General features: G+C 44.3%; 27 protein-coding genes. 18 read left to right on the plus strand and 9 right to left on the minus strand.

Annotation, left to right across the window (positions count from 1 at the left end; genetic code table 11):
* Positions 1-255 (plus strand): hypothetical protein (locus YWE_RS31215; RefSeq protein WP_211231014.1); only part of this gene is annotated, 255 nt, incomplete at its 5' end.
* 482 nt (positions 256-737) lie between these two features.
* On the opposite strand, the gene mobB is transcribed toward YWE_RS31215, so the two are convergent.
* A complete protein-coding gene (gene mobB, locus YWE_RS0114015) occupies positions 738-1,271 on the minus strand; it encodes a molybdopterin-guanine dinucleotide biosynthesis protein MobB (RefSeq protein ID WP_036016124.1) in 534 nt (177 codons plus the stop codon).
* Position 1,272: 1 nt separating this feature from the next.
* Positions 1,273-1,854, minus strand: a complete 582-nt coding sequence (mobA, locus tag YWE_RS0114020) for a molybdenum cofactor guanylyltransferase MobA (RefSeq protein WP_029095111.1) — start codon at positions 1,852-1,854, stop codon at positions 1,273-1,275.
* A 515-nt stretch (positions 1,855-2,369) separates the two neighbouring features.
* Between mobA and nrfA the strand changes: the two genes are divergently transcribed.
* The 11 genes from nrfA to dsbA all read left to right on the plus strand — a co-directional run bounded on the left by nrfA (position 2,370) and on the right by dsbA (position 11,922).
* Entirely contained in the window at positions 2,370-3,791 is a 1,422-nt protein-coding gene (gene nrfA / locus YWE_RS0114025) for an ammonia-forming nitrite reductase cytochrome c552 subunit (RefSeq protein WP_227659909.1), read from the plus strand.
* Between the two features lie 46 nt (positions 3,792-3,837).
* The gene (gene nrfB / locus YWE_RS0114030) at positions 3,838-4,386 is read left to right on the plus strand and encodes a cytochrome c nitrite reductase pentaheme subunit (protein ID WP_029095113.1); all 549 of its coding nucleotides are present in this window, start codon (positions 3,838-3,840) and stop codon (positions 4,384-4,386) included.
* Positions 4,383-5,054 carry a cytochrome c nitrite reductase Fe-S protein gene (nrfC, locus tag YWE_RS0114035; protein WP_029095114.1) on the plus strand — a complete coding sequence of 224 codons (672 nt, stop codon included), beginning with the start codon at positions 4,383-4,385 and terminating at the stop codon, positions 5,052-5,054. The genes nrfB and nrfC overlap by 4 nt, the downstream gene beginning before the upstream one ends.
* Positions 5,051-6,007, plus strand: coding sequence for a cytochrome c nitrite reductase subunit NrfD (gene nrfD, locus YWE_RS0114040; protein WP_029095115.1), 957 nt, complete (start codon positions 5,051-5,053; stop codon positions 6,005-6,007). Before nrfC ends, nrfD begins: the two co-directional genes overlap by 4 nt.
* Before the next feature lie 26 nt (positions 6,008-6,033).
* The gene (locus YWE_RS0114045) at positions 6,034-7,941 is read left to right on the plus strand and encodes a heme lyase CcmF/NrfE family subunit (protein WP_029095116.1); all 1,908 of its coding nucleotides are present in this window, start codon (positions 6,034-6,036) and stop codon (positions 7,939-7,941) included.
* Positions 7,938-8,480 carry a DsbE family thiol:disulfide interchange protein gene (locus tag YWE_RS0114050; protein ID WP_029095117.1) on the plus strand — a complete coding sequence of 181 codons (543 nt, stop codon included), beginning with the start codon at positions 7,938-7,940 and terminating at the stop codon, positions 8,478-8,480. Before YWE_RS0114045 ends, YWE_RS0114050 begins: the two co-directional genes overlap by 4 nt.
* Positions 8,477-8,935, plus strand: a complete 459-nt coding sequence (gene nrfF / locus YWE_RS0114055; RefSeq protein ID WP_029095118.1) for a heme lyase NrfEFG subunit NrfF — start codon at positions 8,477-8,479, stop codon at positions 8,933-8,935. Before YWE_RS0114050 ends, nrfF begins: the two co-directional genes overlap by 4 nt.
* On the plus strand, positions 8,932-9,804 hold the full coding sequence (ccmI, locus tag YWE_RS0114060; RefSeq protein WP_029095119.1) for a c-type cytochrome biogenesis protein CcmI: 873 nt from the start codon (positions 8,932-8,934) through the stop codon (positions 9,802-9,804). Before nrfF ends, ccmI begins: the two co-directional genes overlap by 4 nt.
* Positions 9,805-9,885: 81 nt before the next feature.
* On the plus strand, positions 9,886-10,155 hold the full coding sequence (locus YWE_RS0114065; RefSeq protein ID WP_029095120.1) for a YihD family protein: 270 nt from the start codon (positions 9,886-9,888) through the stop codon (positions 10,153-10,155).
* Between the two features lie 56 nt (positions 10,156-10,211).
* Positions 10,212-11,201 (plus strand): serine/threonine protein kinase, encoded by a 990-nt coding sequence (locus tag YWE_RS0114070; protein WP_029095121.1) that lies wholly within the window; start codon positions 10,212-10,214, stop codon positions 11,199-11,201.
* A gap of 22 nt (positions 11,202-11,223) precedes the next feature.
* Complete coding sequence (gene dsbA, locus YWE_RS27345; RefSeq protein ID WP_084167094.1) at positions 11,224-11,922, plus strand: thiol:disulfide interchange protein DsbA; 699 nt, start codon at positions 11,224-11,226, stop codon at positions 11,920-11,922.
* Between the two features lie 45 nt (positions 11,923-11,967).
* On the opposite strand, the gene YWE_RS0114080 is transcribed toward dsbA, so the two are convergent.
* On the minus strand, positions 11,968-12,867 hold the full coding sequence (locus YWE_RS0114080; RefSeq protein WP_029095122.1) for a 1-acylglycerol-3-phosphate O-acyltransferase, YihG family: 900 nt from the start codon (positions 12,865-12,867) through the stop codon (positions 11,968-11,970).
* A 737-nt stretch (positions 12,868-13,604) separates the two neighbouring features.
* On the opposite strand from YWE_RS0114080, the gene polA reads away from it, so the two are divergent.
* Complete coding sequence (polA, locus tag YWE_RS0114090; RefSeq protein WP_029095124.1) at positions 13,605-16,400, plus strand: DNA polymerase I; 2,796 nt, start codon at positions 13,605-13,607, stop codon at positions 16,398-16,400.
* Between the two features lie 143 nt (positions 16,401-16,543).
* On the opposite strand, the gene YWE_RS0114095 is transcribed toward polA, so the two are convergent.
* Positions 16,544-17,230: a hypothetical protein gene (locus tag YWE_RS0114095; protein ID WP_029095125.1), complete on the minus strand. Its 687-nt coding sequence runs from the start codon at positions 17,228-17,230 to the stop codon at positions 16,544-16,546.
* A gap of 157 nt (positions 17,231-17,387) precedes the next feature.
* On the opposite strand from YWE_RS0114095, the gene YWE_RS0114100 reads away from it, so the two are divergent.
* From YWE_RS0114100 to YWE_RS0114110, 3 genes are read left to right on the plus strand one after another with little or no spacing between them, the layout of a single operon-like run.
* Positions 17,388-17,834 (plus strand): hypothetical protein, encoded by a 447-nt coding sequence (locus YWE_RS0114100; RefSeq protein ID WP_029095126.1) that lies wholly within the window; start codon positions 17,388-17,390, stop codon positions 17,832-17,834.
* A gap of 30 nt (positions 17,835-17,864) precedes the next feature.
* A complete protein-coding gene (locus tag YWE_RS0114105; RefSeq protein ID WP_029095127.1) occupies positions 17,865-18,269 on the plus strand; it encodes a DUF6896 domain-containing protein in 405 nt (134 codons plus the stop codon).
* Complete coding sequence (locus tag YWE_RS0114110) at positions 18,269-18,787, plus strand: hypothetical protein (RefSeq protein WP_029095128.1); 519 nt, start codon at positions 18,269-18,271, stop codon at positions 18,785-18,787. Before YWE_RS0114105 ends, YWE_RS0114110 begins: the two co-directional genes overlap by 1 nt.
* Here the strand turns inward: YWE_RS0114110 and YWE_RS0114115 are convergent.
* The 3 genes from YWE_RS0114115 to yihA all read right to left on the minus strand — a co-directional run bounded on the left by YWE_RS0114115 (position 18,753) and on the right by yihA (position 20,679).
* Positions 18,753-19,193 (minus strand): hypothetical protein, encoded by a 441-nt coding sequence (locus YWE_RS0114115; protein ID WP_029095129.1) that lies wholly within the window; start codon positions 19,191-19,193, stop codon positions 18,753-18,755. The genes YWE_RS0114110 and YWE_RS0114115 overlap by 35 nt on opposite strands.
* 20 nt (positions 19,194-19,213) lie before the next feature.
* Positions 19,214-19,549 carry a hypothetical protein gene (locus tag YWE_RS0114120; protein ID WP_029095130.1) on the minus strand — a complete coding sequence of 112 codons (336 nt, stop codon included), beginning with the start codon at positions 19,547-19,549 and terminating at the stop codon, positions 19,214-19,216.
* A 482-nt stretch (positions 19,550-20,031) separates the two neighbouring features.
* The gene (gene yihA / locus YWE_RS0114125) at positions 20,032-20,679 is read right to left on the minus strand and encodes a ribosome biogenesis GTP-binding protein YihA/YsxC (RefSeq protein WP_029095131.1); all 648 of its coding nucleotides are present in this window, start codon (positions 20,677-20,679) and stop codon (positions 20,032-20,034) included.
* 710 nt (positions 20,680-21,389) lie between these two features.
* Here yihA and yihI point away from each other — a divergent pair.
* Together yihI and hemN are read left to right on the plus strand one after the other, a co-directional pair.
* Positions 21,390-21,944, plus strand: a complete 555-nt coding sequence (yihI, locus tag YWE_RS0114135; RefSeq protein WP_029095132.1) for a Der GTPase-activating protein YihI — start codon at positions 21,390-21,392, stop codon at positions 21,942-21,944.
* Between the two features lie 190 nt (positions 21,945-22,134).
* Entirely contained in the window at positions 22,135-23,508 is a 1,374-nt protein-coding gene (gene hemN, locus YWE_RS0114140) for an oxygen-independent coproporphyrinogen III oxidase (RefSeq protein WP_029095133.1), read from the plus strand.
* 75 nt (positions 23,509-23,583) lie between these two features.
* On the opposite strand, the gene YWE_RS0114145 is transcribed toward hemN, so the two are convergent.
* Positions 23,584-24,018, minus strand: a complete 435-nt coding sequence (locus tag YWE_RS0114145; protein WP_029095134.1) for a GFA family protein — start codon at positions 24,016-24,018, stop codon at positions 23,584-23,586.
* A 24-nt stretch (positions 24,019-24,042) separates the two neighbouring features.
* Positions 24,043-24,165, minus strand: coding sequence for a hypothetical protein (locus YWE_RS31670; protein WP_255324307.1), 123 nt, complete (start codon positions 24,163-24,165; stop codon positions 24,043-24,045).
* Positions 24,166-24,317 lie beyond the last annotated feature (152 nt).

The following is a 24,317-nucleotide window of genomic DNA, read 5'->3' on the forward strand; positions in this document are numbered from 1 at the left end:
TGCCAGGCTTTAATTAAAAGTAATAACCCTCAGCGTAAGCTGGGGTTTTTGCTTTTATGGAATATGGAAAATCCCTATTCGAGCATGGGAACGCACCGCAGGTGCGTAACATGCGACCAAATCGTCGGGAACGATTTGGAACAGCGCTTGCGCTGGCCCCGGCGGGGCGAGTATCAGGATGATACGAGTATTGTAGGGAACTGCCAGCCTTTTTGTTTTGTCTGTAGCTTGTCGGTAAGCGTCTCGACAGAGTAGGACAAATGTGTCGGGAACACATTTGAACATCGCCTGCGACGGCCCGAAGGGCGGCGGGCAGGAAGCCCGGCGTAAACTGCCAGGCTTTAATTAAATGGATAAGCCCTCTGCGAAAGCAGAGGGCTTTTTCTATGGGAAATTTTCAATTTATCTATCAGCGCATCGGATTGGCCCAAAGGGTGGCGGGCGGGAAGCCCGGCGTAAACTGTATGCTTTAAATAATGGGTAAGCTGGGGTTTTTGTTTTGTCTGAAGCTTGTCGGTAAGCGTCTCGGCAGAGTAGGACGACGATGTTGGGAACACATTGGGCAACGTATCGCATCTATGTTTATATCGCGTTAATAAAAAAGCCCTGACGGCTATCAGGGCATATAAATCAAGAACATGGTACTTGAGAGAATTATTCCTCTCTAACGTTCCATTGTTTGGTTAGCATACTAAAAATAAAGTCATTTATTTCACCGGCCTGGCTTAACTTGTATCTTAATATTTTTCTATTTTCTGACTGTTTAACCATGTCTGAATAAATTTTGCTATTACCGCCGGATTATTAATATCGAGTTTTGGAATATTAAGTTCTATATCGTCATCCGTAGCTAATGCAATAACATACTGATCAATTAATCCCTCAAAGGGTTTCGCTATGCTGGATCGAAATAAGGCTATCTTGTTTACCGGTTCATGCTTAAAGCCTTCAATTAACACTAAATCTATAAGATCAGGATTAAATTGAGTAATTAACCCTGATAGATTTACTGCGTTATCGGGTGTTTCGGTCATTAGCGCCCAGCGTTGATCGCAGGCTACTATGGTTTGAGTTGCCCCCGCTTTACGCAGTTCATAGCTATCTTTTCCCGGCTTATCGATATCCATATTATGGTGGGAATGTTTGATTAGCCCGCAGCGTATACCCATAGAAAATAACTCAGGAATGAGTTTTTTGAGCAGCGTGGTTTTTCCGGTACCGCTATAGGCGGTAATAGCTAATAAAGGTATCTGATTATTAGTTATTTTCATATTATTTCTGCTCGTTCCAGTTATTACATTCGTCTAAGGTGTTGATATTTCTGAACGCATCTGGCGAGTTTTGAAAATCTACCGGCGTTGCCTTTTGTTGGGAGAGAAAGATCATTAGCTTGCGATCGCCACCGAGTAAATAGCGACGTAATGGCGTTATTAAGTCGGTGTGTAATAGTGCCAGCGTCGGATGAGCTCTGTGACCATCATCCGCATAGGCGGCGAGCTGATTGCCTCGGTTATTCCATAGCCTGTCTGCAAGATCATCAGGTATCAGTGGTGTATCACAAGGTGAGAAAAGAACCCAATCGGTGTTACTGTTTTCTAATGCGGTAAGAATTCCGGCTAATGGGCCATTAAAGCCATCCATTGAGTCGGAAAAAACCGGATAGCCACTCTTTTGATACTCTTCAATATTGCGGTTAGCGCTAATAATAATGTGACTAACCTGCGGTCTGAGTCGCGCGAGTACGTGCTGGTATAAGGGAACCCCATTAACTTTAACCAGACCTTTGTCTGTACCGCCCATACGCGTTGCTTGCCCGCCTGAGAGTATCGCTCCGGTAAGTGGAGGTATTGGCATTTCTGTTCCCCTATAATGCAATAGTAGTCGCTATTCTAACGTTATTGTTAGCAGATGGCCTGCTTTATTGATGATTGAAAATTTGCGTAGGCTAGTTTAAATGTAATTGAGAATCATTTTATATTATGGACAGTGACTAATATTCATATGGAATATTTTCGAAAATTGATATTATTTTTATATAACCCATTATGGTTATATGTTGTTTACCCACTAATTAAATACCTATAAATGGTTATTTAATTTATATAACTCGTTATAGGTATTTGAAAACAATAGATGAATATATTATTTGAACCCTATCAAGAAATTAAAAATTATCGCCCATATTCATTGATCTAAAACAATCAACATTTAGACAAATATTTAATTACTCCAGAATTCGTTATATTTAATGTGATAAATAAAATACTACTTTAGTAGTAATTTTTTAGTGCACAGGAATAGGCACATAAAGATATATATCTTACTAATCGGCTCAATGAACGCCGAATTTATAATAAATGGGAGTACTTATGGTGGGCAAGATTAAGGCAAGGTTATCAGCTACTTTACTGATATTGTTTGCATCATTTCTGGTAAGCAATATTGCGGTAGCTAAGTCAGATGTAGAGGCTCGTAATGAGGTTTTTGCAAAGGATCATGCAAATCAATACGAGTCATGGAAAGCAACCAGTGAGCAAGACAAATTGGGTGGCGGTCTCGATGAATTCCCTGACATGGTTATTCTTTGGGCGGGTTACCCTTTTGCAAAAGACTATAAAAAAGCGCGTGGTCACTTCTACGCCATTACAGATATTCGTGAATCTCTTCGTACCGGAGCACCAGTAAAAGACACTGATGGTCCATTACCTATGGCCTGTTGGAGCTGTAAAAGCCCTGATGTCGCCAGACTAATTGATGAAGGCGGTGAAGCGGCTTATTTTGAAGGTATGTGGTCAAAAGGCGGTGCGCAAGTTGTTAACCCGATTGGCTGTGGCGACTGTCATGACACCGCATCTAAAGAGTTTGCGGAAGGTAAACCCGCTCTCTATATGTCACGCCCTTATACCGAGCGTGCATTAGAGACTATCGGTAAGCCATTCGATAAAGCCAGTCGTTTAGATCAACAGTCTATGGTTTGTAGTAACTGCCACGTTGAATACTATTTTGATGGCAAAAATAAAGCGGTTAAGTTCCCTTGGGATAAGGGGATGACCGTTGAGAAGATGGAAGAGTATTACGACAATATCGCTTTCTCCGATTGGGTTCATCAGCTCTCTAAAGCTCCGATGCTGAAAGCTCAACATCCTGAATATGAGACTTGGAGTCAGGGTATTCACGGTAAAAACAACGTGACCTGTATTGACTGTCATATGCCTAAAGTGCAAAACGCGGAAGGCAAAGTTTATACCGACCATAAAATTGGTAATCCATTTGATCGTTTCAACGAAACCTGTGCCAGTTGCCATACCCAAAGTAAGCAAGAGCTACAGGATATCGTTGCTAGCAGAAAAGAAGCGGTTAAAGAACTTAAGAAGAAAACTGAAAGTCAGTTAGTTCACGCTCACTTCGAAGCGAAAGCTGCATGGGATGCCGGCGCTACCGAAGAAGAGATGAAGCCAATTCTGACCGATATTCGTCATGCTCAATGGCGCTGGGATTACTCTATTGCTTCCCATGGTATTCATATGCATGCACCTGAAGTGGCATTGAAAACTCTGGGTACTGCATTAGATAAAGCGGCTGATGCACGTACTAAATTAGCCCGCCTGTTAGCGACAAAAGGTATTACTCACGAAATCGCGTTACCGGATCTTTCCACTAAAGCTAATGCACAAAAAGCATTAGGCATGGATATGCAAAAACTTGAGAGCGATAAACAAGAATTCTTGAAAACCAGACCGGTTGAATGGGATGCAAATGCCAGAAAAGAAGGGCGCTTGTTAAGCAAATAAAGTTATCGGCCCCGGAATCACGGGGCCCTATTAAGGTGGAATTATCATGGGCAGTTTACGTTCATTATTTAAGGGCGGACTGTTGATGCTGGTATCAATGCTTGTGCTGACGGCCATGCCGTTGTCAGCCGCGCAGGCGCCGGAGCAGAAAACAGAAGCATCGTCCGAGTACAAAGTGGAATTACAGCGTAATCCTGATTATGCCTGTACTCAGTGTCACAAAGAGAATAAAGATCAGATGCATGGCGCTCACGCCAAGGCAACGAATCCTAATAACTTATTACCAGTAACCTGTACTAACTGTCATGGGAAGATATCACCAGAGCACCGTAATGGCGTGCCTGATGCTATGCGTTTCAATAAAGATACCTTCCCAGTTGATAAACAAAATCAGGTTTGCATGACCTGTCATCAGCCGGAAAAACTGCGCACTGCACTGTGGGCTCATGACGTTCATATCCTTAAGACATCGTGCGCCAGCTGTCACCAGTTACACCCACCGGTCGATCCGGTACAAGGGTTAGACAATAAAGGTCAGATTAAGCTGTGTGTAGATTGTCATACCAAACAGCAAAAAGATAAGGAAACCCCATGAGTTGCTCACGCCGTCATTTTATTGCCGGTATGGGAGCAGTAATCTTTATGACCGGCCCGGTTAGCGGCACGTTGGCACAAACCATGTCTATTAATGGTATTCGTTATGGCATGGTATATGACGAGACTCGTTGTATAGGTTGTACTGCGTGCATGGATGCTTGCCGGGAGGTGAATAAAGTTCCTGAAGGTGTGTCACGGCTAAATATCATCCGTACAGGCCCGATAGGTGAGTTTCCTGAGGCAAAATATCAGTTCGATCGTCACTCTTGTCAGCATTGTGATAATCCACCTTGCGTACACGTGTGCCCGACCGGTGCGTCTTATAAAGATGCAGCAACGGGCATTGTTGATGTTAATCCGGATCGCTGCGTAGGCTGTCAGTACTGTATTGCTGCCTGCCCATACCGTGTGCGGTTTATTCACCCGGTTAAGAAGACCGCGGATAAATGTAATTTCTGCCGCGATACTAACTTAGCGCAGGGGAAATTACCGGCTTGCGTGGAGTCTTGTCCAACTAAGGCTCTGACATTCGGTAACTTAGACGACCCGAACAGCGAGATTGTGAAATTAATCGCGAATAAAACGACTTATCGCTCAAAAGTACATTTAGGTACAGATCCTAAGATGTATCGTATTCCAAGCAAACATGGGGAGATTAAAGGATGAGCAGTGCTTTTCATTTTGAATCTCTGGTTTGGGACTGGCCGATCGCCATTTACCTCTTCTTAATCGGCGTTTCTGCAGGAATGGCAACCATCGCTGTTTTTCTTAAGCGCCGGGTTTTAGGTAATGACGCAAGCAAAGATGGCGTGATCAAAGCAACGGCAATTATCGCCCCTTTGACCGTTATTTTAGGCCTGACGATTCTGATTTTCCACCTGACCCGCCCTTGGACCTTCTGGTACCTGATGATTTTCTATAGTCCGACTTCAGTTATGTCACTTGGAGTTATGCTGTTTCAGGTTTATATGGTGGTTCTTCTGGTCTGGCTGGCATTACTGTTTCGTAATGAGATCGCGGTATTTATTGAGCAACGCTTCAAAGCACTTAGCTGGATTAACGGAATTTTAGCCAAGCTTGTTCGCTTTGAAAAAATGCTCGAGCCATTGATGGTCTTTCTTGCCGTCGCATTGGGGGCCTATACCGGCTTCCTGCTGTCTGCGCTTAAGACTTACCCGATGTTGAATAATCCGGTTCTTCCGGTATTGTTCTTATTCTCAGGGGTATCATCTGGTGCTGCGGCTGCTGTGCTTTTCGGGATTGTTGGCTTCAAGCAACCTGTCGATAGCCCGTCAGTTCATTTTGTCCACCAGATTGAAAAACCGGTTGTTCTGTTCGAACTGTTTCTGCTACTAGCACTGTTTGTCGGCCTATTCTTTGGCGGCGGGCAGAAAGAAGTTGCGGCAATCGCCGCTGTTGGCGGCGGGTTCTGGTCTAACGTATTCTGGTTTGGCGTTATCGGGCTGGGTATTTTACTGCCACTGATAATGGGTATTGTATGCAGTAAGAGCATTCAGCACAGTAAAGGCTATATAATAGCGGTATCTTGTATGGGATTATCCGGCGTACTACTGCTACGGTTTTTTATACTGTATGCCGGCCAGATGACGGTAGCCTAGTGAATGTTAAACGTTAAGGATATAGCATGATCCCTGATTTGGGGCTGCTATCCCTGCTGTGTGCTTTGGCACTTTCAGCTTTATTAAGCATTGTTCCGCTGGTTGGTATTTACCGCCAGCGGACGTTACTTATTCGCTATGCGATGCCTTTAAGCTATGGCGTCTGTCTGTTTACTACCCTATCTATTTTATTACTGGGTTACAGTTTTGGCACTGATGATTTTTCCGTGCTGTATGTCGCCCAGCATTCCAATTCACAACTACCACTATTTTTTAAGCTGGCTGCAGTATGGGGCGGACATGAAGGCTCTATGCTGTTTTGGCTCTTTTCCTTGTCTGTCTGGACTGCTCTGGTCGCCGCCCTGGGGAAAAAAGTTGATATTCTGATTAATGCCCGGGTACTGGCAATACTTGGCATTATTATGATTGGCTTTTGCCTGTTTATCTTACTGCTATCTAATCCCTTTGAGCGCATTTTTCCTTCTCCGTTGGAAGGTCGCGACCTCAATCCGATGTTGCAGGATATCGGGCTGATCTTTCACCCTCCTTTACTGTACCTGGGCTATGTCGGTTTTGCGGTTAATTTCGCCTTTGCCATTGCGGCATTACTCAGCGGAAAAATGGATGCGGCCGTTGCCCACTGGAGTCGTCCCTGGGCACTGGGCGCATGGATTTGTTTAACCGGCGGTATTATTCTCGGTTCATGGTGGGCTTATTATGAGCTGGGCTGGGGAGGATGGTGGTTCTGGGATCCGGTTGAGAATGCCTCTTTAATGCCATGGCTGCTAGGCACGGCGTTATTGCACGCACTGGTTGTTACTGAACAGCGTGGTGCTTTCAGTTACTGGAGTCTATTGCTCTCCATTTTTACCTTTGCTCTCAGCCTGCTGGGTACCTTTATTGTCCGTTCCGGCGTACTGACTTCCGTTCATGCCTTTGCGGTCGACCCCGGTCGTGGAATCATGTTGCTGCTGCTATTAGGCATCGCGATTATTGGTGCGCTGACCCTATTTGCTTTTAAAGCCAATACCCAGTCTTCAGCTATCCGGTTTAATCTATTTTCGCGTGAAGTATTTTTACTGTTAGCCAATGTATTACTCAGTATTGTGACGTTGATTGTCCTTATCGGGACGTTTTATCCGATGCTGTTTACCGCCTTTGGCCTAGGTTCTATCTCAGTCGGTGCACCTTACTTCAACAGCACCTTCGTACCGCCTGCGTTATTAATATTATTGGTTATGGGTTTTTCAACCCTCAGCCGTTGGAAAAGTATACCGTCGTCCAGCTTAAAGAAAATTATGATACCAGCCGGGCTGGCGGTTCTGGGCGGAGTCTTGTTCGGCCTGATGTTTGAACGGGTTTATCCGACGGTGATATTGGCGATAGCTCTCTCGCTATGGGTTATTTTGGGCAATCTGGTATTTATTCAGCGTATTACCCTGAGAAGCCTTGGTGTGTTGTTGGCTCATAGTGGTGTGGCGATAACCGCAATAGGAATTACATTATCAAGTTACTACTCCACGGAAGTCGGTGCCAAGATGATTCCGGGGAGTGAGAGCTCGTTGAGCGGATATACTTTCCACTACGATGAAACCAGACTGCTTGTCGGACCTAATTACACCGCAGAACAGGCAGTTATTAGCGTCTCATCTCAGGGTAAAGCGATAACACAGTTAATGCCGGAACGTCGCCATTATACCGTTCGAACAATGATGATGAGTGAACCGGGTATCTCCTGGGGATTATTTGGCGACCTGTATGTTGTTATGGGCGAAAAAGTTGACGGGGATTACTATGCCCTGCGTTTTCACTACAAGCCTTTTGTCCGTTGGGTATGGGGTGGCGGATTATTTATGATGTTGGGCGGCCTGTGTGCGCTGTGGAGTAAGCGCAGTAAGCGAAGCAGCAATTCTGTTGTCGGAGGAATATCATGAACAGGTTAAAGCTATTTTTACCTCTGTTTTTGGTTATGCTTTTGGGCATCGGGCTATATTTTGGCCTAAAGCAAGACCCGCATAATTTATCCCTTCCTCAGCAGGATAAGCCATTGCCCGCATTTATCGCCGATGATTTGCTTCAACAGCATACAACCATTACGCCACAGGATTTCAAAGGTCAGATTACGCTACTTAACGTTTGGGCAAGTTGGTGCCCGTCGTGTAAATCTGAGTTTCCTTTTTTGATTAGCCTTAACGAGCAGCCGGATTTTCAGGTCTTTGGCCTGAATTACCGGGATGAGCGCAATGCTGCGCTGGATGTACTTGACCGTTTGGGTAATCCTTATATTCGCTCTATTTACGATCCTGAAGGCAAACTGGCGTTGGACTTAGGGGTTTACGGCACACCAGAAACCTACCTCATCGACCGCCAGGGAATTATTCGCTATCGCTATTCCGGTGAGCTAAATCAGGCTATCTGGCAAAAAGAGTTTCAACCCAGAATTCAGTCAATCATGCAGGAGGGAGTAAAATGATACGTCAGCTATGCCGTTTTATTTTATTACTCATGATTGTGCTGCCTCTGCGGGCTGAAATTGTTGATACCTGGCAGTTTAAAAATGCTGAGAATCAGGAAAGGGCGGTCAATTTAGCTAAACAATTACGTTGCCCGCAGTGCCAGAATCAGAATTTAGTTGAATCAACCTCGCCGATTGCGCGTGATTTACGCCTTGAGGTTTATAGGATGGTTGATGAAGGTAAATCGAATGATGAAATTGTGACTTTTATGACCAGCCGGTTTGGTGACTTCGTGCTATATAAGCCCCGATTGAATGCCCAAACCGCGTTGCTATGGTTTAGCCCGTTTATTTTACTACTGATTGCTCTGCTGGCTATCTGGCGTTATTTACGCCGGCCACGTTCCCCTGCCGCGCAGCTGAATGAACAACAAAAGAGCCAGTTGGCAGAATTGCTGGAGAAAAAACCGTGATAGCTTTCTGGTGCGGCGTGGCGCTGATGATAGGCATTGTTTTGCTGATCGTTTGGCTGCCTGCGCTGCGCAGCGGTAAAACAGCGACAACGGATATCCGCAAAGAGACCAATATTGCACTTTACCGTAACCAGCTTGCACTGGCTGATAAACAGTTTAGTGCTGATGAAAAAGACAAGATTTTGCTTGATGAGCTAAAACAGGAAATCTCTATCGGGCTACTGCATGATGTTAATGATAATCCGCTCGAAGCCCCGGAAAGTCTTACTGTTCCTGGCACCGATAATTCAGTGAAAAAGAGTCTCTTTATCCCTGCTAGCATGACGTTGGTTGCGCTACTGATCCCGCTGTTGGGCTACAGCCTGTACGGGCAATACTCGGAATCAGCGCAATATAGCCAGCAGGAACGCATGGATCCCTTTGCCGGAATGGATATCGAGCAAATACAGGATCGTGTCATTACCGAGCTTCAGCAACGGATAAGACAGGCCCCTAATGACGGTGATGCATGGTTTATGCTCGGACAGCGCTATCTTAATAGCAATGAATTTAATAATGCGCTGATTGCTTTTGACCGGACAGAAAAAATCAGAGGGCAGGATGCAGAGCTACTGACGGCTAAGGCCGCGACCTTGTATTATCAGGCCGGCCAGCGCATGACGCCTCAGGCCAGAATATGGCTTAATGATGCCTTAACCCTAGACCCCAAACATATCACTGCGCTGATGTTGCTGGCATCGGATCACTTTTTGAATGCGCAATATCAGCAGGCAATTGATATTTGGCAAAGCTTGCTAGACAGCAATAACCCAAAAGTGAATCGGGTAAAACTTATTGAAGCCATCAATATGGCTCGAATGATGAAATAAACAGACTATTAAAATCTTATCAAGCCTGCTACCTTGTGACTCTTTTCCCGTGTTTTAATTAAATTTGAAGGAATAGACGTTATGAAATGCCATCGCGTCAATGAACTCATTGAGCTTATCCATCCAGCCTGGCAGAAAGATCCCGATCTTAATCTGGTTCAGTTTCTGCAAAAATTGGCTACCGAAGCTGGTTTTACCGGTCCTCTGTCAGAACTTACCGATGACGTTTTGATTTATCATCTCAAGATGCGTGAATCAGGTACTACTGACGTTATTCCTGGTCTGAAGAAAGATTATGAAGATGACTTTAAAACCGCCCTGTTACGCGCCCGTGGCATTTTAAAGGACTGATTAATGTTGCATACCAGCCATTGCGCTCTTTTGTTAAATGAAGATATGAATATCTTATGAGCAGTACATCAGCGTTTGTTTTCCATTCACTTGTTCCTGACCTGATTCTGGATGCACTGGAAAGCGTCGGGCTACGCGTCGATTCAGGACTCACGGCGCTGAATAGCTATGAGAACCGTGTTTATCAGTTTATGGATGAAGACCGCAAACGCTACGTGGCTAAGTTCTATCGCCCGGAACGCTGGAGCAATGAACAGATACAAGAAGAGCACGATTTCTCTTGGGCGTTGTCTGATACAGATATTCCGGCTGTAGCACCGCTGAGAATTAATCATCGGACGTTACACGAGTATCAGGGATTTGTGTTTGCCGTTTTTCCCAGTGTAGGTGGCCGCCAATATGAGATTGATAGTCTTGACCAGCTAGAGTGGGTCGGGCGCTTTCTCGGGCGAATCCATCACGTAGGAAAGCAGCACGCTTTTGTCGCCAGACCAACCATTGGGCTGGATGAGTATTTGTATCAGCCTCGGCATATATTGGCTGAAAGCGCGCTGGTTCCGGCAAAAGTCAAAGCGTCGCTGCTGTCGTCTTTGGACGTGTTGATTAAGGCGGTTGAACAGTACTGGCATACAGATTGGACGCCATCGCGTTTACACGGAGATTGTCATCCGGGAAATATTTTGTGGCGTGACGGCCCAATATTCGTAGACTTAGACGATTCACGTACCGGACCGGTTGTTCAGGATTTGTGGATGCTGCTACACGGGAGTCGACAAGACCAACTGATGCAGTTGGATATCTTGCTTGAAGCATACGGTGAGTTTGCTGATTTCGATCAGAAAGAGCTGCTACTGATTGAGCCTCTGCGCTGTATGCGAATGGTTTATTACCTTGCTTGGGTGGTCCGTCGTTGGGACGACCCGGCATTTCCAAAAAGCTTTCCATGGATTGCCGATTTGGATTTTTGGCAGAAACAGCCATCAATATTTACCGAACAGGCTAAGTTGTTACAGGCTCCGCCGCTACAGCTTATGCCCATGTACTGATTATTTTTACGGAGTGTTATTAATGAAGAAAGTATGGCTTGTCATTATTTGTGTTGTGATTGCTGCCGGTGGTTATTTTTTCTGGTCCAACAATTCAGCGGCTCCGGCAAATGCTGAAGCCAACAGTAACACCGGCGGGAGTGCACCGGCATCTGCGTATACTGATGGTAAACAATATGTAACGCTGAACAGAACGGCAACAGAAGAACCTCAGGTTCTGGAGTTTTTCTCCTTCTTCTGCCCGCATTGCTATGACTTCGAAAGTGTTTATCACATGAGTGACGAATTTAAAAAGCAACTGCCAGAAGGCGGCAAGCTGGTGAAATACCACGTTGACTTTTTAGGCGGTGAATTAGGTCCTCAACTGACTCAGGCATGGGCTGTTGCCATTACATTAGGCGTGCAGGACAAAGTTGCTCCGCTGATTTTCAACGGTATTCAGAAAACGCGTACTATTCAAAACCTGAATGATATTCGCCAGGTATTTATCTCTGCGGGCGTGACACCAGAAGAATTTGATAATTCATGGAATAGCTTCATTGTTAAATCACTGACTGCCCAACAGCGTAAGCTAGCCGCTGACGTTCAATTGAATAGCGTTCCGGCTGTTCTGGTTAACGGTAAGTACATGGTTAAGAATGATGGCGTTGAAGCATCAAGCGTTGAAGGCTTTATTAAAGAGTTTGGCCTGACCGTTAAACATCTGCTTAATCAAAAGTAATCATAGCAAAAAATAATGCCCCGCTTATTTTCAACGGGGCATTATTTATTTACGGTATTCAGACTTTAACCGGTCTATTAGTTGGTCTTTACTTTGCCAGATACCATGTAACCAGAGCTGAAATTGACGCTTGTAAGCCTTGTCATTAAGATAATCTCCCCGAATACTCTCATCAACTGGCAGAGTCTCAATTCTCACCACAATCCGCTTCATTTGGCCTGACAGTAGGTCGAAAAAGGGGCGTTGCTCATTGTCCGGATAATAAAGCGTCACGTTGAGTATTTTATCAAACTGGGAGCCTAATACATTCAATGCTAAAGCAATACCGGCTGACTTGGGGGGAAGTAAATTCCTATAGGGAGATTTACTTTTTGTTTTCTTTTGTTCGGTAAAGCGTGAGCCTTCAACAAAATTAACAATAGTCGTCGGGTGGTCGCGAAACTTTTTACATGAGCGACGGGTAGTTTCTATATCTTTACCACGAAGTTCGGGGTGCTTAAGTAAATAAGAGCGAGAATACCGGCGCATAAATGGCATATCTAATGCCCAACAAGCAATGCCGATAAAAGGAACCCAGGCCAACTGTTGTTTCAGAAAGTATTTATTCATTGGAATACGATCGCGGAGTAATACACACAGAGCGACTATATCCGTCCAGCTCTTATGATTACTGATTAACAAATACCAATTATTTTTACTTAAGTTGTCTGTGCCCTGAATATCCCAAGTTATGCGGTTAGTGATTTTAAGTATAAAGGCCAAAGAAAGGCACCAACACCACATCATAAAGTTGCAGAATGACGATACACCACGGCGAATAGGCTTAAACGGGAGTAGTAGCTTTAATACTCCGGCGAACACCATAGGAATAGAACACAGCATAGTAAAAATGATGGTCAATATTGTGGTGATTAAAAATGTAATTGGGGCAAACAGTTTTGACATGTTTATAGCTTTTTATAAGTGTCGAAGAGCATGAATATGTAGGAAGTTATAAGGCGAGCACGATTCTAACAGAAAGCAGGCATATAATAAATTCTCGCTCAATTTAAGAGTGGGACTATTAACCTTTTATGCGTTTTCTATGACTCCATTTCTAATATCCATTTTAATGATAAAACGATAATAAGCTTTCTTCGGTAGGCATATAAATAATAAGCTATTCGGGATTACTCGGCCCATCCATAGGCCTCACCTTCGCGAGGCCGCTGCGAGCAGCGTTCAAATCTGTTCCAGACAGATTTGCCATTCTCTTGCCGTCACGATGTAACTCGAATTATTTTTGGTATATCAATTATCGGGCCAGATGAATCATCGGAGATCTCACTTTTTCGCAAAATGATCTGGTGAATCGCGAATGCAGATGTTGATAGCTCTTGACAGATATGAATCACTGGTAAATCAACTATCCACAGTTGATCGTCAGGATGATCTATCAGCTCCATGACAACGCCTTTGTATAGCGTAATGATTTATATGTATAATTTTTCTTTATTAAGGCGTTCGACAATCAATGTACAATATCCACTTATTTTTATGCACAGAGTTATCAACAGGAAGTTAACGGAGCTTTATGGACTTTTTTCCTGTTGTTATCGTTAAAAGATAAGAAGCTATTCGTCTCTTGGCTCCAGCTATGGCATTCTTATCACCATGACTGAATTTAACAGTGAAGCGTAATTATGGCTCAGATTGCAAAAAATCCATTGGTACTTGTTGATGGTTCTTCCTACCTTTATCGTGCATTCCATGCATTTCCACCGCTGACGAATAGTGAAGGCATCCCTACAGGTGCCATGTATGGCGTATTAAATATGCTGCGTAGCCTGATCTCTCAGTGCCAGCCTAGCCATATTGTGGTGGTATTTGATGCAAAGGGAAAAACTTTTCGCGACGAGTTATTCGCTGAATATAAATCCCATCGTCCTCCGATGCCTGATGATTTGAGAGTTCAAATTGAACCTCTGCATCAAATGGTTGAGGGAATGGGACTCCCGCTATTAGTGATTCCGGGCGTTGAGGCCGATGATGTTATCGGTACGCTGGCAAAAAATGCGGCGGCTCAGGGCCGGGACGTTTTGATCAGTACCGGCGATAAAGATATGGCCCAGTTGGTTACCCCGCTGATTACCCTGATCAATACCATGAATAACACCATCCTTGGCCCGGATGAAGTGTGTGAGAAGTATGGTGTTCCACCTGAATTAATCATCGATTTCCTTGCCCTGATGGGCGACGCTTCGGATAATATTCCCGGTGTTCCCGGCGTTGGTGAGAAAACGGCTCAGGCATTACTGCAAGGGTTGGGTGGATTAGACACGCTTTACAGTAATCTGGATAAAATTGCTGATTTAAGCTTTCGCGGGGCAAAAACCATGTCCGCCAAGCTGGAACAGCATAAAGACGCTGCCTACCTATCGTATAAACTGGCGACGATTAAAACCGACGTTGAGCTGGATATTACTGACGATCAGCTTGCCCTGCGTTCACCGGATACTGAGCTATTAAAAGAATTATTCGGCCGCTATGAGTTTAAGCGTTGGTTGGCAGAACTGGATTCCGGCTCTTTTATGGATGGTAAAAAGTCACCGTCAACGGCCAGAACGCCGGCGTCTGCAACGGTCATTCCTTTCGCTCCCGGACCGGAGGTTTCTGCCACGCTGTCTCAGGAAGACTATGAAGTTATTCTTGAACAGGCCGATTTTGATCGCTGGCTGGCGCTGCTAAAAAATTCAGGCCAGTTTGCTTTCGACACTGAGACCGATGGTCTGGACTACATGAGTTCTAACTTAGTCGGCGTTTCTTTTGCCATTGAGGCCGGTAAAGCGGCTTACGTACCCTTCGGCCATGATTATATCGGTGCCCCGGATCAGCTACGTAGCGAAGACGTTCTTGCCAGTCTAAAACCCTTATTAGAAAGTGAAACCCTGTTAAAAATTGGCCAGAACCTGAAGTTCGATCAGAGCATGCTGGCCCGCTATGGCATTACGCTGCGTGGCATAGAGTTCGATACTATGCTCGAGTCCTACGTGTTAGATAGCGTTGCAGGCCGCCATGATATGGATAGTTTAGCAAGTCGTTATCTCAGCCATAAGACCATCAGCTTTGATGAGCTGGCGGGCAAGGGTAAAAATAAGCTTACGTTTAATCAACTATCGATTGAAGATGCCGGTCCTTACGCCGCAGAAGATGCTGACGTCACTCTGCGACTTCACCAAACGTTGTGGGCTCAGCTGCAGACTCATGAAGGGCTGACCAAGGTATTTAAAGAAATTGAAATGCCTCTGGTGCCTATCCTGTCGAAGATTGAACGTACCGGAGTATTAATTGACAGTAAGATTCTGGAAAAGCATTCAGTTGAGCTAGCCCAACGCCTGCAAGAGTTAGAAACGCAGGCCCATGAGTTAGCCGGTGAACCCTTTAATCTCTCTTCGCCTAAGCAACTACAGACCATCTTTTATGAGAAGCAAAAACTGCCGGTTTTGAAAAAAACGCCGGGGGGCGCACCATCGACCAACGAAGAAGTATTAGCTGAGCTGGCGTTAGATTATCCGTTGCCTAAGATTATTCTGGAGCACCGAGGCCTGGCGAAGTTAAAAACAACGTATACCGATAAACTTCCTCTAATGGTCAATGCGGTTTCCGGCCGTGTGCATACCTCGTATCATCAGGCTGTTACGGCGACGGGGCGTTTGTCGTCCAGCGATCCTAACCTGCAGAATATTCCGGTGCGCAATGACGAAGGGCGAAGAATTCGTCAGGCGTTTATTGCTCCTGAAAATCACATTATTCTGGCTGCGGACTACTCACAAATTGAGTTACGGATTATGGCTCATTTATCCGGTGATAAAGGCTTATTGGCTGCTTTTGCTCAGGGCAAAGATATTCATAGAGCCACCGCATCGGAAGTATTTGGCACTGCGCTTGAGCAGGTAACCGGCGAACAGCGCCGCAGCGCTAAGGCCATTAACTTTGGCCTGATTTATGGCATGAGTGCTTTTGGTCTTGCTCGACAGCTAGGCATTCAACGCGGTGAAGCTCAGCGTTATATGGATCTTTATTTTGAGCGTTATCCGGGGGTTCTGGAATATATGGAGCGCACCCGAGTTCAGGCTTCTGAGGAAGGCTATGTCGAAACCTTGTTCGGGCGTCGCTTATATCTGCCGGATATTAAATCCAGTAACGGAATGCGTCGCAAAGGTGCTGAACGTGCAGCTATCAACGCCCCGATGCAGGGAACAGCTGCAGATATCATTAAGAAAGCCATGATTGCCGTTGATGGCTGGTTGTCTCAGCAGGATGAGCCGCTAGTCAGGATGATTATGCAGGTACACGATGAATTAGTGTTTGAGGTTCATGAGTCTGCGGTAGAGCAGTCGGGTGAGACAATCCGCCAGTTGATGGAGCAGTGTGTTGAACTGGCTATTCCGTTGAAAGTGGATGTTGGTACAGGTCTGAATTGGGATGAAGCCCACTAGCCCTAACAAACTTGAATTCGGGATAAGAAAATAAGTTACTAAAAGCGGGTTCCGCGATTAAATCTTTCGATTAAGAAGGATATCAAGGAACCCGCTATGGATAAATTGATAGGCCATTTTGCTAGTCAGGTTTACCTCGTCGGTTAACGGATCCTGATATCAATATAACCTTCATTATCATCAGGATGAATGCCAATGCTGCCCTCAGAAAGGCTATCGTTCTGATTATATTGATACAAGACCTCTAATCCGCCATCGCCTTCATCACTCAGAGCAAAACGCAGAGCTTCCAAAAACTGGTGTCCTATCGGTTCTGGCCAAACAGACCATTTCCCATAGTAATGGGGGAAGTCAAATGTCGGGTTGATAACTGTTCCAACCCGGGTTTTGTGCCAATAAACGGTTATCTTATCTTCGGTTAACGACTTCATTTTCTTCGCGCTTAGTTTGTTCAATATTTTGCCTTCATTTTTAGCAATTATCGTCATATCCTGATAAATCCAGCGTGGAAAATGGGTGAATAGTTCATCAGAAACGGTAGCGAAGGTAATAATTTCACGCGCCGTGGCCCAGTCTGTCTCTTCAGTATATTTATCGGCTAAATCATAGACTGAACCTGTTACTGGGCTGACTTGTTCAATGGTGATATAACGAATGAGCTGTGGTAAATCGAAGGTAAGGTATTTATCTCTTAGGTTATTGAGACTGTGGATCGGAAATAACAGAGTCCATTCTTGATGAGCTTGATTAAGAAACGTCATGCTTAATGAACCACCATCCCGATAGATGTCCAGACGGATTAGGGTGTACTGCCGATCGATATCATCCATGACGTTTTCTCTTGAATACTTTTTGATATGTTGAGATAAAAATAACTTTATTGGTAGGGATGGTTCAATAAAAATTATGACAATGCAAAAAACAGGTTCTTGAGTTAGCCTTTCGTTTAAAACGTATCTAAAAAATATGAAATAGCAGGTCAATAAAATGGATTATGCAAACTTAACACAGGACGAGCGAGACCGTGTATTACAGGCTGATTTATCAGAAGATAAAATCAGTTTTTTAAACAAATATAAGCTAATCAGTAGCCCAGAGCAGCGCTGGCACACCGTGAAGAATCAGACTCCTGCGCGGCTCTATTTCAGCCACCAATTTATTAAAAATAACGGCATGATGGAAATCGTGTTCCGTAAATATCAGTTCTGCTATGCCAAGCTAAAGTATTTTCGGCTGCATCTGAATGCTTTTTCCTTTTATAAGCATCATCCCAAAGTGGGTTTTATTGAGACCGAGCTGTGGGATGCGGAGTTCTTCCGGCATAAAGCCAGTGGTAAAATAGTCGATTTACGTTATCTGCAACAAATTAGTGATGTTACGGTTTTTATGGACCTGATGGCGTGGTTATCGGCATCAGAACTGGCAACCTGCTGAGATTCGCTTCTAGTTATTTAGGGAGACATTATGGATGATGAATTACTGCGGATTATTCAACTGTTCCAGCGCTCGGTAGAACAACGCTTCGGGCAAATTGCCAGTTACTGCCAGATTGCGCTGCCGGTGACTAATAGCGAATGGGTTGGTATTGAGCTTCCTCATCCGATTAAGCTACCTAATGGCGTTGTCGGTTTTAAGCATGGGTTTGGTATTTCGATGTGTGAGCACGGCACCGTGACCAACTTTGATTTAGGTGATAACGGCGAAATTGATGGCTTTAACGCCCATTGGTTAGCCGGTTTTGTTCAAAGCCATCAACTTGAAACTCATCTGACCGATGCGAAAATCATTCAATCACTGATTGATGATGGCGTCAGCTGCGGCAAAATTCGTTTCTCTGGCTATATTAATTACTACCTGAGCAATGAGTGATGAAAAGAACAAGACTAAAAGTTGTGGCGGGTAATGTACTGGAGCACTTTGTCAGCAGAAACAGTGATATTAGCGGTTATTGGGCTATGGGTGTTTTACACCGATTTGCGCTCAATCATCAGGTATATACCGTTGATCTGGACTTACTTAATCGAACGATTGAACCGGCACATTCGCAGTTGGTCTCATGCTTAGACCATCCGAGGTTGATGTTTGAGCGGATGGTTATCAATAATGGTCTGAGTATGGCAGAAGTCACTCAAGCGCTAATCAATATCGAATTTCAGGTCGCTTATGATCCTAAACTACACGCGAGATCGTTTGGTTACGGTGACCCGTTTCGTTGCCAGTTGGTGATTGACGATGATTTAGGGCGGCGTAGAACGGCCACTATCGGGGGGCGAAGTGCTGCGCATAACCCTAAGCGTGAACATCGAAGTACCCGGGGTGATGGTGCGCTGAAACTCAGTCTAAACAAGTTGGTTATTGATGAGGTAAGCGGTAATTCGGATAAATAGCGCCATAATGACCGGTATAATCAATAATGGGTAATATATGATTTTCTGGGCGCTCCCAGGTTCCCTGATGATGGATGAGGTTTATTATTGGCTCAAACGGATTAAGGTAAGAAGAAAGTAGCGGATGGCGATGCCATATTAGATAAGAATGGAAAATCCGCCTTTCACGATCTGATGGTATTTGTGTTAGTAAGTTACTAATTTCACCACCCTTCGCAAATTCAACCTTTGGCGGTGGGTTATACCCCATCAGTACAAATGAAAATTGCTTAGGTCGCTCACCTATAAATTGCTCCCAGCGCTCTAAAGCTTCAGCCATAAATATGATTAATCGATCGCAAAGTAGTCCTTCACCTTTCTGGGTGAGGCGAGTCAGCTGAGTTTGTTCTTCCGCTGTTATCGTCATCATTTACCCTATTTAAACAGTTAACGACGAATGGCTAAATCGCCAGATTGCATAACGAAGTCAGAGCCTTGCTCATCGGTTAAAATGGTCCAATTTTCGGGCTTCGACGATTCGTTATCACTTATCAGGTAGTAACTGACCGATGATGAGTACTCTTCAGGCATGACAAGAATTTTTGCTCCGCCATAAATTTGATATTTCTCACACAGTTCAAGGCGCTTAATCGCGGTCTCAATCTCATTAATAAAACCTATCTGCTCGGCTTTGTCACTGACGGTAATTTTTTGCAGCAGTCTTTGCTGTTCCTCTGACATCCATTGATGTAGACGGGCAATAACGCGGTGACTGATATCCATTTATATCCCAAGATTGTAGTCGTTAATTGATTGATTAATCTTAGACAATATCGCCAATGAATACAGCTAAAAGAGGTTGCCGGTTAACTCATCTGAGTTGGGGAAAAGAACGTTGGAAACGAAAAGCAGGTTTCATGCTCAGGTATTTCGACTAAGGGGTTATCACTTTAGCTAATTTATGAGGCTGGTTTCAGCTTGTTTTCTAACCAGTTACGTTGATTTTTTCGTAAGTTAATTACATGCGTTGCGATTTTTTGTGAGTAATATCTCGATATTAGATATATTTCCTTGTAATTATATTACAAATAATTCTTTTACAGCGCGAAGAAATGGGGTAAAGTTATCGGCGTAGGGTACAGAGGTAAGATGTTCTATTTTCAAACCTGTAATAGGATTGGCTTTATATTAGCCGCCCCATTCTTTTGAATGGGGCGTTTTTTTATCTAAAAAATAGCTTGGCAGGTCAGGATTTATGAGGGGAATTACTCTTCAGGGGCATCGGCCATGTCATCTTCTAGCTCAAAAGGTAAGTTAAACCACTCATCCAGCTTGAGGCGTAGTTTATCAATGCCAATTTTTTTCAGAGAAGAGAATATTTCGACCTGAATATCACCCTGGAAAGGTAATATTGCCTCACGCACCATATTCAGTTGAGCCTTACGGGCTCCGGAAGCCAGTTTATCCGCCTTGGTCAGCAGTATCAGTACCGGGAGCTCAACGTCTACAGCCCACTGAACCATCTGCTGGTCTAACTCTTTTAACGGATGGCGGATATCCATTAATACCACCAATCCTTTAATACAATTGCGCTTTTGCAGGTATTCACCCAACGCACGCTGCCATTTACGTTTCATTTCTTCAGGAACTTCGGCGTAGCCGTAACCCGGTAAATCCACTAAATGAAGGTTATCTTCAACCCGGAACAGGTTGATAAGCTGGGTGCGCCCCGGTGTTTTACTGGTGCGGGCCAAGCTTTTTTGATTGGTTAAAGTATTTAGAGCACTAGATTTACCAGCGTTAGAACGGCCGGCAAAAGCCACTTCAATGCCTTCATCAGCAGGCAGATGGGTAATATCCGGTGCGCTGGTGACGAAATGCGTCTTGTGATAATTAAAGTTTTTCTGAGTCAAAACGTCCGTCTCCGAAGGATAAATTTAAGGGCTGATTATACTTATTCGCGGTGGGAATAGGTGAATTTATTCTTATCATCTCGATTTAGGTGCCTAACGGCCAAGCTCTGTAGTCCAAGCGTGTGAGACATTGACTATAGTAACGTAGGGCAATTTCCTCTTTTTCAAACAACCCTATAATTTAAAGTGTTTATTATCATTAAGTTATTTTTCCTACATAAAAAAACCTAGTATTTTTACCTGTAAGTCACTTGTTTGAACTCCTCTACAGGGTAAAGTACGTATCAAGCAAGGGATGCGACGGAATACAAATACACAGGATGTGTAATCTCAAGGAAACGTCAGGACGACGTAATAGAGATAAAAGGAAAGACCTGAATGGATGAGGTCACGCGATACAGGATTGTAACGCAGATACGGAAATCAGGATACGCGGAGCGTAGTTCAGGAAGAACAAAGGCAAAGGATAGCACCAAGGATGAAAATCTTCTCCAGGATGTGAGATAAAGATTGTCGCCAGGGACTGGATGTAAAAACAGACGGAAAAACCGGGATGTTGGTTGTTCACAAGGATGAGACTAGGAATAAAATTCCTATACAGGTTAGAGATTAAGGCGACAGATTAAACTGTCGCCTTTTTTCTTTCTCCGCTTTCTGCTAGATTCCGACGCAGTTCTATACTGAATATCTCCATTTAAGAGAAGACCTCAATGAAGCAGTCCCAAAATGCCCCTAAAGGCAGTAAAAAAAATGATAAGCCAAAGCGTAAAAGTCGTGCAGATTTAGATATCGAAGCTCGCGATCGTAAACGTCAGAAAAAGCACCGCGGTAACGTTTCCGGTGCCCGTACTAACGTTGAGTCGGGTTCTGATAAAAATGGCAACGCTGGCGCTAAGCAAAAAGATCCTCGTATTGGCAGTAAAACACCGGTTCCTTTAGTTGTTGAGAACAACAAACCAGTCGTTGCGAAGGCCGCCAAACCGAAAGAACCAAAGCAACCAAAAATGTCCCCGGAAAAAGAGCTGGCGCTTTTAGAGCAGGATGAGCGTCTGAATCAGCTGCTTGATGCCGTTGATGAAGGGAAAACCCTGACGGCAGAAGAGCAAACCTACGTTGATAATACCCTCGATCGCATTGATGAACTGATGTCAGAGCTGGGTATTGATTTAGGTGATGAAGATGACGATCTGCTTGACGGAAACGATGAAGAAGAGAAGAAAGAAGACATCGTTCAATTGCTGAAAAGAAGCAGTTCTAAAGAGTGATTTAGCTGATGGGCTGGATATTACTGCTGGTTAGTTTGCTGCTTGCATGTTATCTCATCCGGTTATTAGGTAGACTGTTATGGCTGAGCCAACTTAAGCGACGTTGGCGTTCGGCCAAAGCACCCCGTAAAACAATGAAAGATTTTAAAAGAAAGTCGGGGAGACATAGAAATAAACGGAGTGAGCAATAATGTCTGAGCAATTGATTGATTGGGATCTGGCCCTAATTCAGAAATATAACTATTCCGGGCCGAGATATACCTCTTACCCGACTGCGCTTGAGTTTAGTGAGCAATATACTGAAAATGATTTTCAGGCCTCGGTTCAGCGCTATCCGTCACGTCCTCTTTCACTTTATATCCATATTCCGTTTTGTCACAAGCTTTGCTACTTCTGCGGCTGTAATAAGATCGTTACCCGCCAAGGGCAAAAGGTCGAACAATATCTCGATGTTTTGGAACAGGAAATCAAGCACCGTGCACCGCTGTTTGCTGACCGTCAGGTTTCTCAAATGCACTGGGGCGGCGGCACACCGACTTATTTGAATAAAGAGCAAATTAGTCGTCTGAACGGAATGCTACGCCAGCATTTTAATTTTTTACCTAGTGCTGAAGTCTCTATTGAGATTGACCCGCGTGAAATTGAGCTGGATATTCTTGACCACCTCAAGTCTGAAGGCTTCAATCGCATGAGCATGGGCGTGCAGGACTTTAATAAAGAAGTTCAGAAGTTGGTAAACCGTGAGCAGGATGAAGAGTTTATTTTTGCTCTGATCAACCGGGCTAAAGCGCTGGGCTTCAGTTCAACCAATATCGATTTAATTTATGGTCTGCCAAAACAAACGCCAGAAAGCTTTGCCTTTACGCTCAAGCGCGTAGCCGAGCTAGCGCCAGACCGCCTGAGCGTATTTAACTATGCGCACTTGCCAAGCCGCTTTGCCGCCCAAATTAAGATTAAAGATCACGATTTACCTTCGGCCAATGAGAAGCTGGATATTTTGCAGGAAACCATTACATCTCTGACCAACGATGGTTATCAATTTATTGGTATGGACCACTTTGCCCGCCCGGATGATGAACTGGCAATTGCTCAACGTGAAGGTCATTTACACCGCAATTTCCAAGGCTACACAACTCACGGCGATAGCGATTTACTGGGAATGGGCGTTTCGTCCATCAGCATGATTGGTGATAACTATGCTCAAAATCAGAAAGATTTAAAAGCATACTATGCCAGCGTCGCTGAGAAGGGTAATGGCTTATGGAAAGGCATCACCATGACCGATGATGACTGCCTGCGCCGGGACGTAATTAAAACCCTGATCTGTAATTTCCAGTTGGAATATGCCGCAATAGAAAAAGATCATAACGTTAATTTTGCTGAATATTTTGCCGAAGATATGAAACTGCTGGCACCGCTGGCAAAAGATGGTCTGGTGACAATTAATGACAAAGGTATCTACGTTACCGGTAAGGGACGATTACTGATTCGTAATATCTGCATGTGTTTCGATGTTTATTTACGTCAACAGGCCCGCAGACAGCAGTTCTCTCGGGTTATTTGATTCGGTTTTATTGAATAGAAAAAGGCCGGGCGTCATTTCTTACGCCCGGCCTTTTTTAATCTTCTGTTTTAAATCTCAACTTGGCGTATTTTCCGCGATGAACTTCATTAGCTCTTCACCGGTGAGCCTTTTGGTTTGATTGCTAAAGCAATAGAACTTAGGTTGGCTATCAACAAATATTTCAGCGGCCAGCTTTAATTTTTCTTTTTCTTCGTCGCTGAGTTCTAGTGATGAATAGGATACGTAAGTCTGTTGACCGTCAGTGGTTTGCCAGAATAATGAGGTCCCGCAGTTCTGACAAAAACCGCGTTTTCCCCAGTCTGAAGATTGGTAGAGTTTCAATCCGGTCGGTTTTTTGATTGAAAGCGTATTGTTAGCTTCGAGTGAGAGGAATATACCACCGGACCAGCGGCGACACATCGAACACTGACAGGCCGATACGTTATAGTTTTCCAGCGTAACTTCAAATTCTACATCACCACACAAACACTTCCCGGCAACCTTTTCCATTGTCTTCGTTTCTCCTGATAAAAATTAGGTAAACAGTACAAACATAATAACGCACAGAATGGCTGCAAATCCCGTTTGTGGCGACTGGGCAGACTGCGTAATGATTTCAGAACTGAAATTAAACAGAGAAGTTAAGTGTTCCAGCATAACCCTGCTCCGGAAGAGGAAGTGATAAAGTTTCAGCAATCATACTCAGCCGATAATAGCTGTAAAGTACAAAATTTCATCAATGGTATTTAGCTCAACAAATTTTGATTTAACTGAAATTGAACGGTCGGAGATCTCTCTGGCATCCTTGC

It is taken from the genome of Budvicia aquatica DSM 5075 = ATCC 35567 (assembly GCF_000427805.1).
GTDB lineage: Bacteria > Pseudomonadota > Gammaproteobacteria > Enterobacterales > Enterobacteriaceae > Budvicia > Budvicia aquatica.

Bases quoted from the DNA above. Each gene is read 5' to 3' on its own strand.
- YWE_RS0114065 (WP_029095120.1), top strand. From the start codon at position 9,886: ATGAAATGCCATCGCGTCAATGAACTCATTGAGCTTATCCATCCAGCC.
- mobB (WP_036016124.1), bottom strand. From the start codon at position 1,271: ATGAAAATAACTAATAATCAGATACCTTTATTAGCTATTACCGCCTAT.
- dsbA (WP_084167094.1), top strand. From the start codon at position 11,224: ATGAAGAAAGTATGGCTTGTCATTATTTGTGTTGTGATTGCTGCCGGT.
- YWE_RS0114120 (WP_029095130.1), bottom strand. From the start codon at position 19,549: ATGGATATCAGTCACCGCGTTATTGCCCGTCTACATCAATGGATGTCA.
- nrfD (WP_029095115.1), top strand. From the start codon at position 5,051: ATGAGCAGTGCTTTTCATTTTGAATCTCTGGTTTGGGACTGGCCGATC.
- nrfC (WP_029095114.1), top strand. From the start codon at position 4,383: ATGAGTTGCTCACGCCGTCATTTTATTGCCGGTATGGGAGCAGTAATC.
- nrfF (WP_029095118.1), top strand. From the start codon at position 8,477: ATGATACGTCAGCTATGCCGTTTTATTTTATTACTCATGATTGTGCTG.
- YWE_RS0114095 (WP_029095125.1), bottom strand. From the start codon at position 17,230: ATGGATGATATCGATCGGCAGTACACCCTAATCCGTCTGGACATCTAT.
- mobA (WP_029095111.1), bottom strand. From the start codon at position 1,854: ATGCCAATACCTCCACTTACCGGAGCGATACTCTCAGGCGGGCAAGCA.
- YWE_RS0114045 (WP_029095116.1), top strand. From the start codon at position 6,034: ATGATCCCTGATTTGGGGCTGCTATCCCTGCTGTGTGCTTTGGCACTT.
- nrfA (WP_227659909.1), top strand. From the start codon at position 2,370: ATGGTGGGCAAGATTAAGGCAAGGTTATCAGCTACTTTACTGATATTG.
- hemN (WP_029095133.1), top strand. From the start codon at position 22,135: ATGTCTGAGCAATTGATTGATTGGGATCTGGCCCTAATTCAGAAATAT.
- yihI (WP_029095132.1), top strand. From the start codon at position 21,390: ATGAAGCAGTCCCAAAATGCCCCTAAAGGCAGTAAAAAAAATGATAAG.
- YWE_RS0114110 (WP_029095128.1), top strand. From the start codon at position 18,269: ATGAAAAGAACAAGACTAAAAGTTGTGGCGGGTAATGTACTGGAGCAC.
- YWE_RS0114105 (WP_029095127.1), top strand. From the start codon at position 17,865: ATGGATGATGAATTACTGCGGATTATTCAACTGTTCCAGCGCTCGGTA.
- nrfB (WP_029095113.1), top strand. From the start codon at position 3,838: ATGGGCAGTTTACGTTCATTATTTAAGGGCGGACTGTTGATGCTGGTA.
- YWE_RS0114070 (WP_029095121.1), top strand. From the start codon at position 10,212: ATGAGCAGTACATCAGCGTTTGTTTTCCATTCACTTGTTCCTGACCTG.
- YWE_RS0114050 (WP_029095117.1), top strand. From the start codon at position 7,938: ATGAACAGGTTAAAGCTATTTTTACCTCTGTTTTTGGTTATGCTTTTG.
- YWE_RS0114100 (WP_029095126.1), top strand. From the start codon at position 17,388: ATGGATTATGCAAACTTAACACAGGACGAGCGAGACCGTGTATTACAG.
- YWE_RS0114145 (WP_029095134.1), bottom strand. From the start codon at position 24,018: ATGGAAAAGGTTGCCGGGAAGTGTTTGTGTGGTGATGTAGAATTTGAA.
- YWE_RS0114115 (WP_029095129.1), bottom strand. From the start codon at position 19,193: ATGACGATAACAGCGGAAGAACAAACTCAGCTGACTCGCCTCACCCAG.
- polA (WP_029095124.1), top strand. From the start codon at position 13,605: ATGGCTCAGATTGCAAAAAATCCATTGGTACTTGTTGATGGTTCTTCC.
- YWE_RS31670 (WP_255324307.1), bottom strand. From the start codon at position 24,165: ATGCTGGAACACTTAACTTCTCTGTTTAATTTCAGTTCTGAAATCATT.
- YWE_RS0114080 (WP_029095122.1), bottom strand. From the start codon at position 12,867: ATGTCAAAACTGTTTGCCCCAATTACATTTTTAATCACCACAATATTG.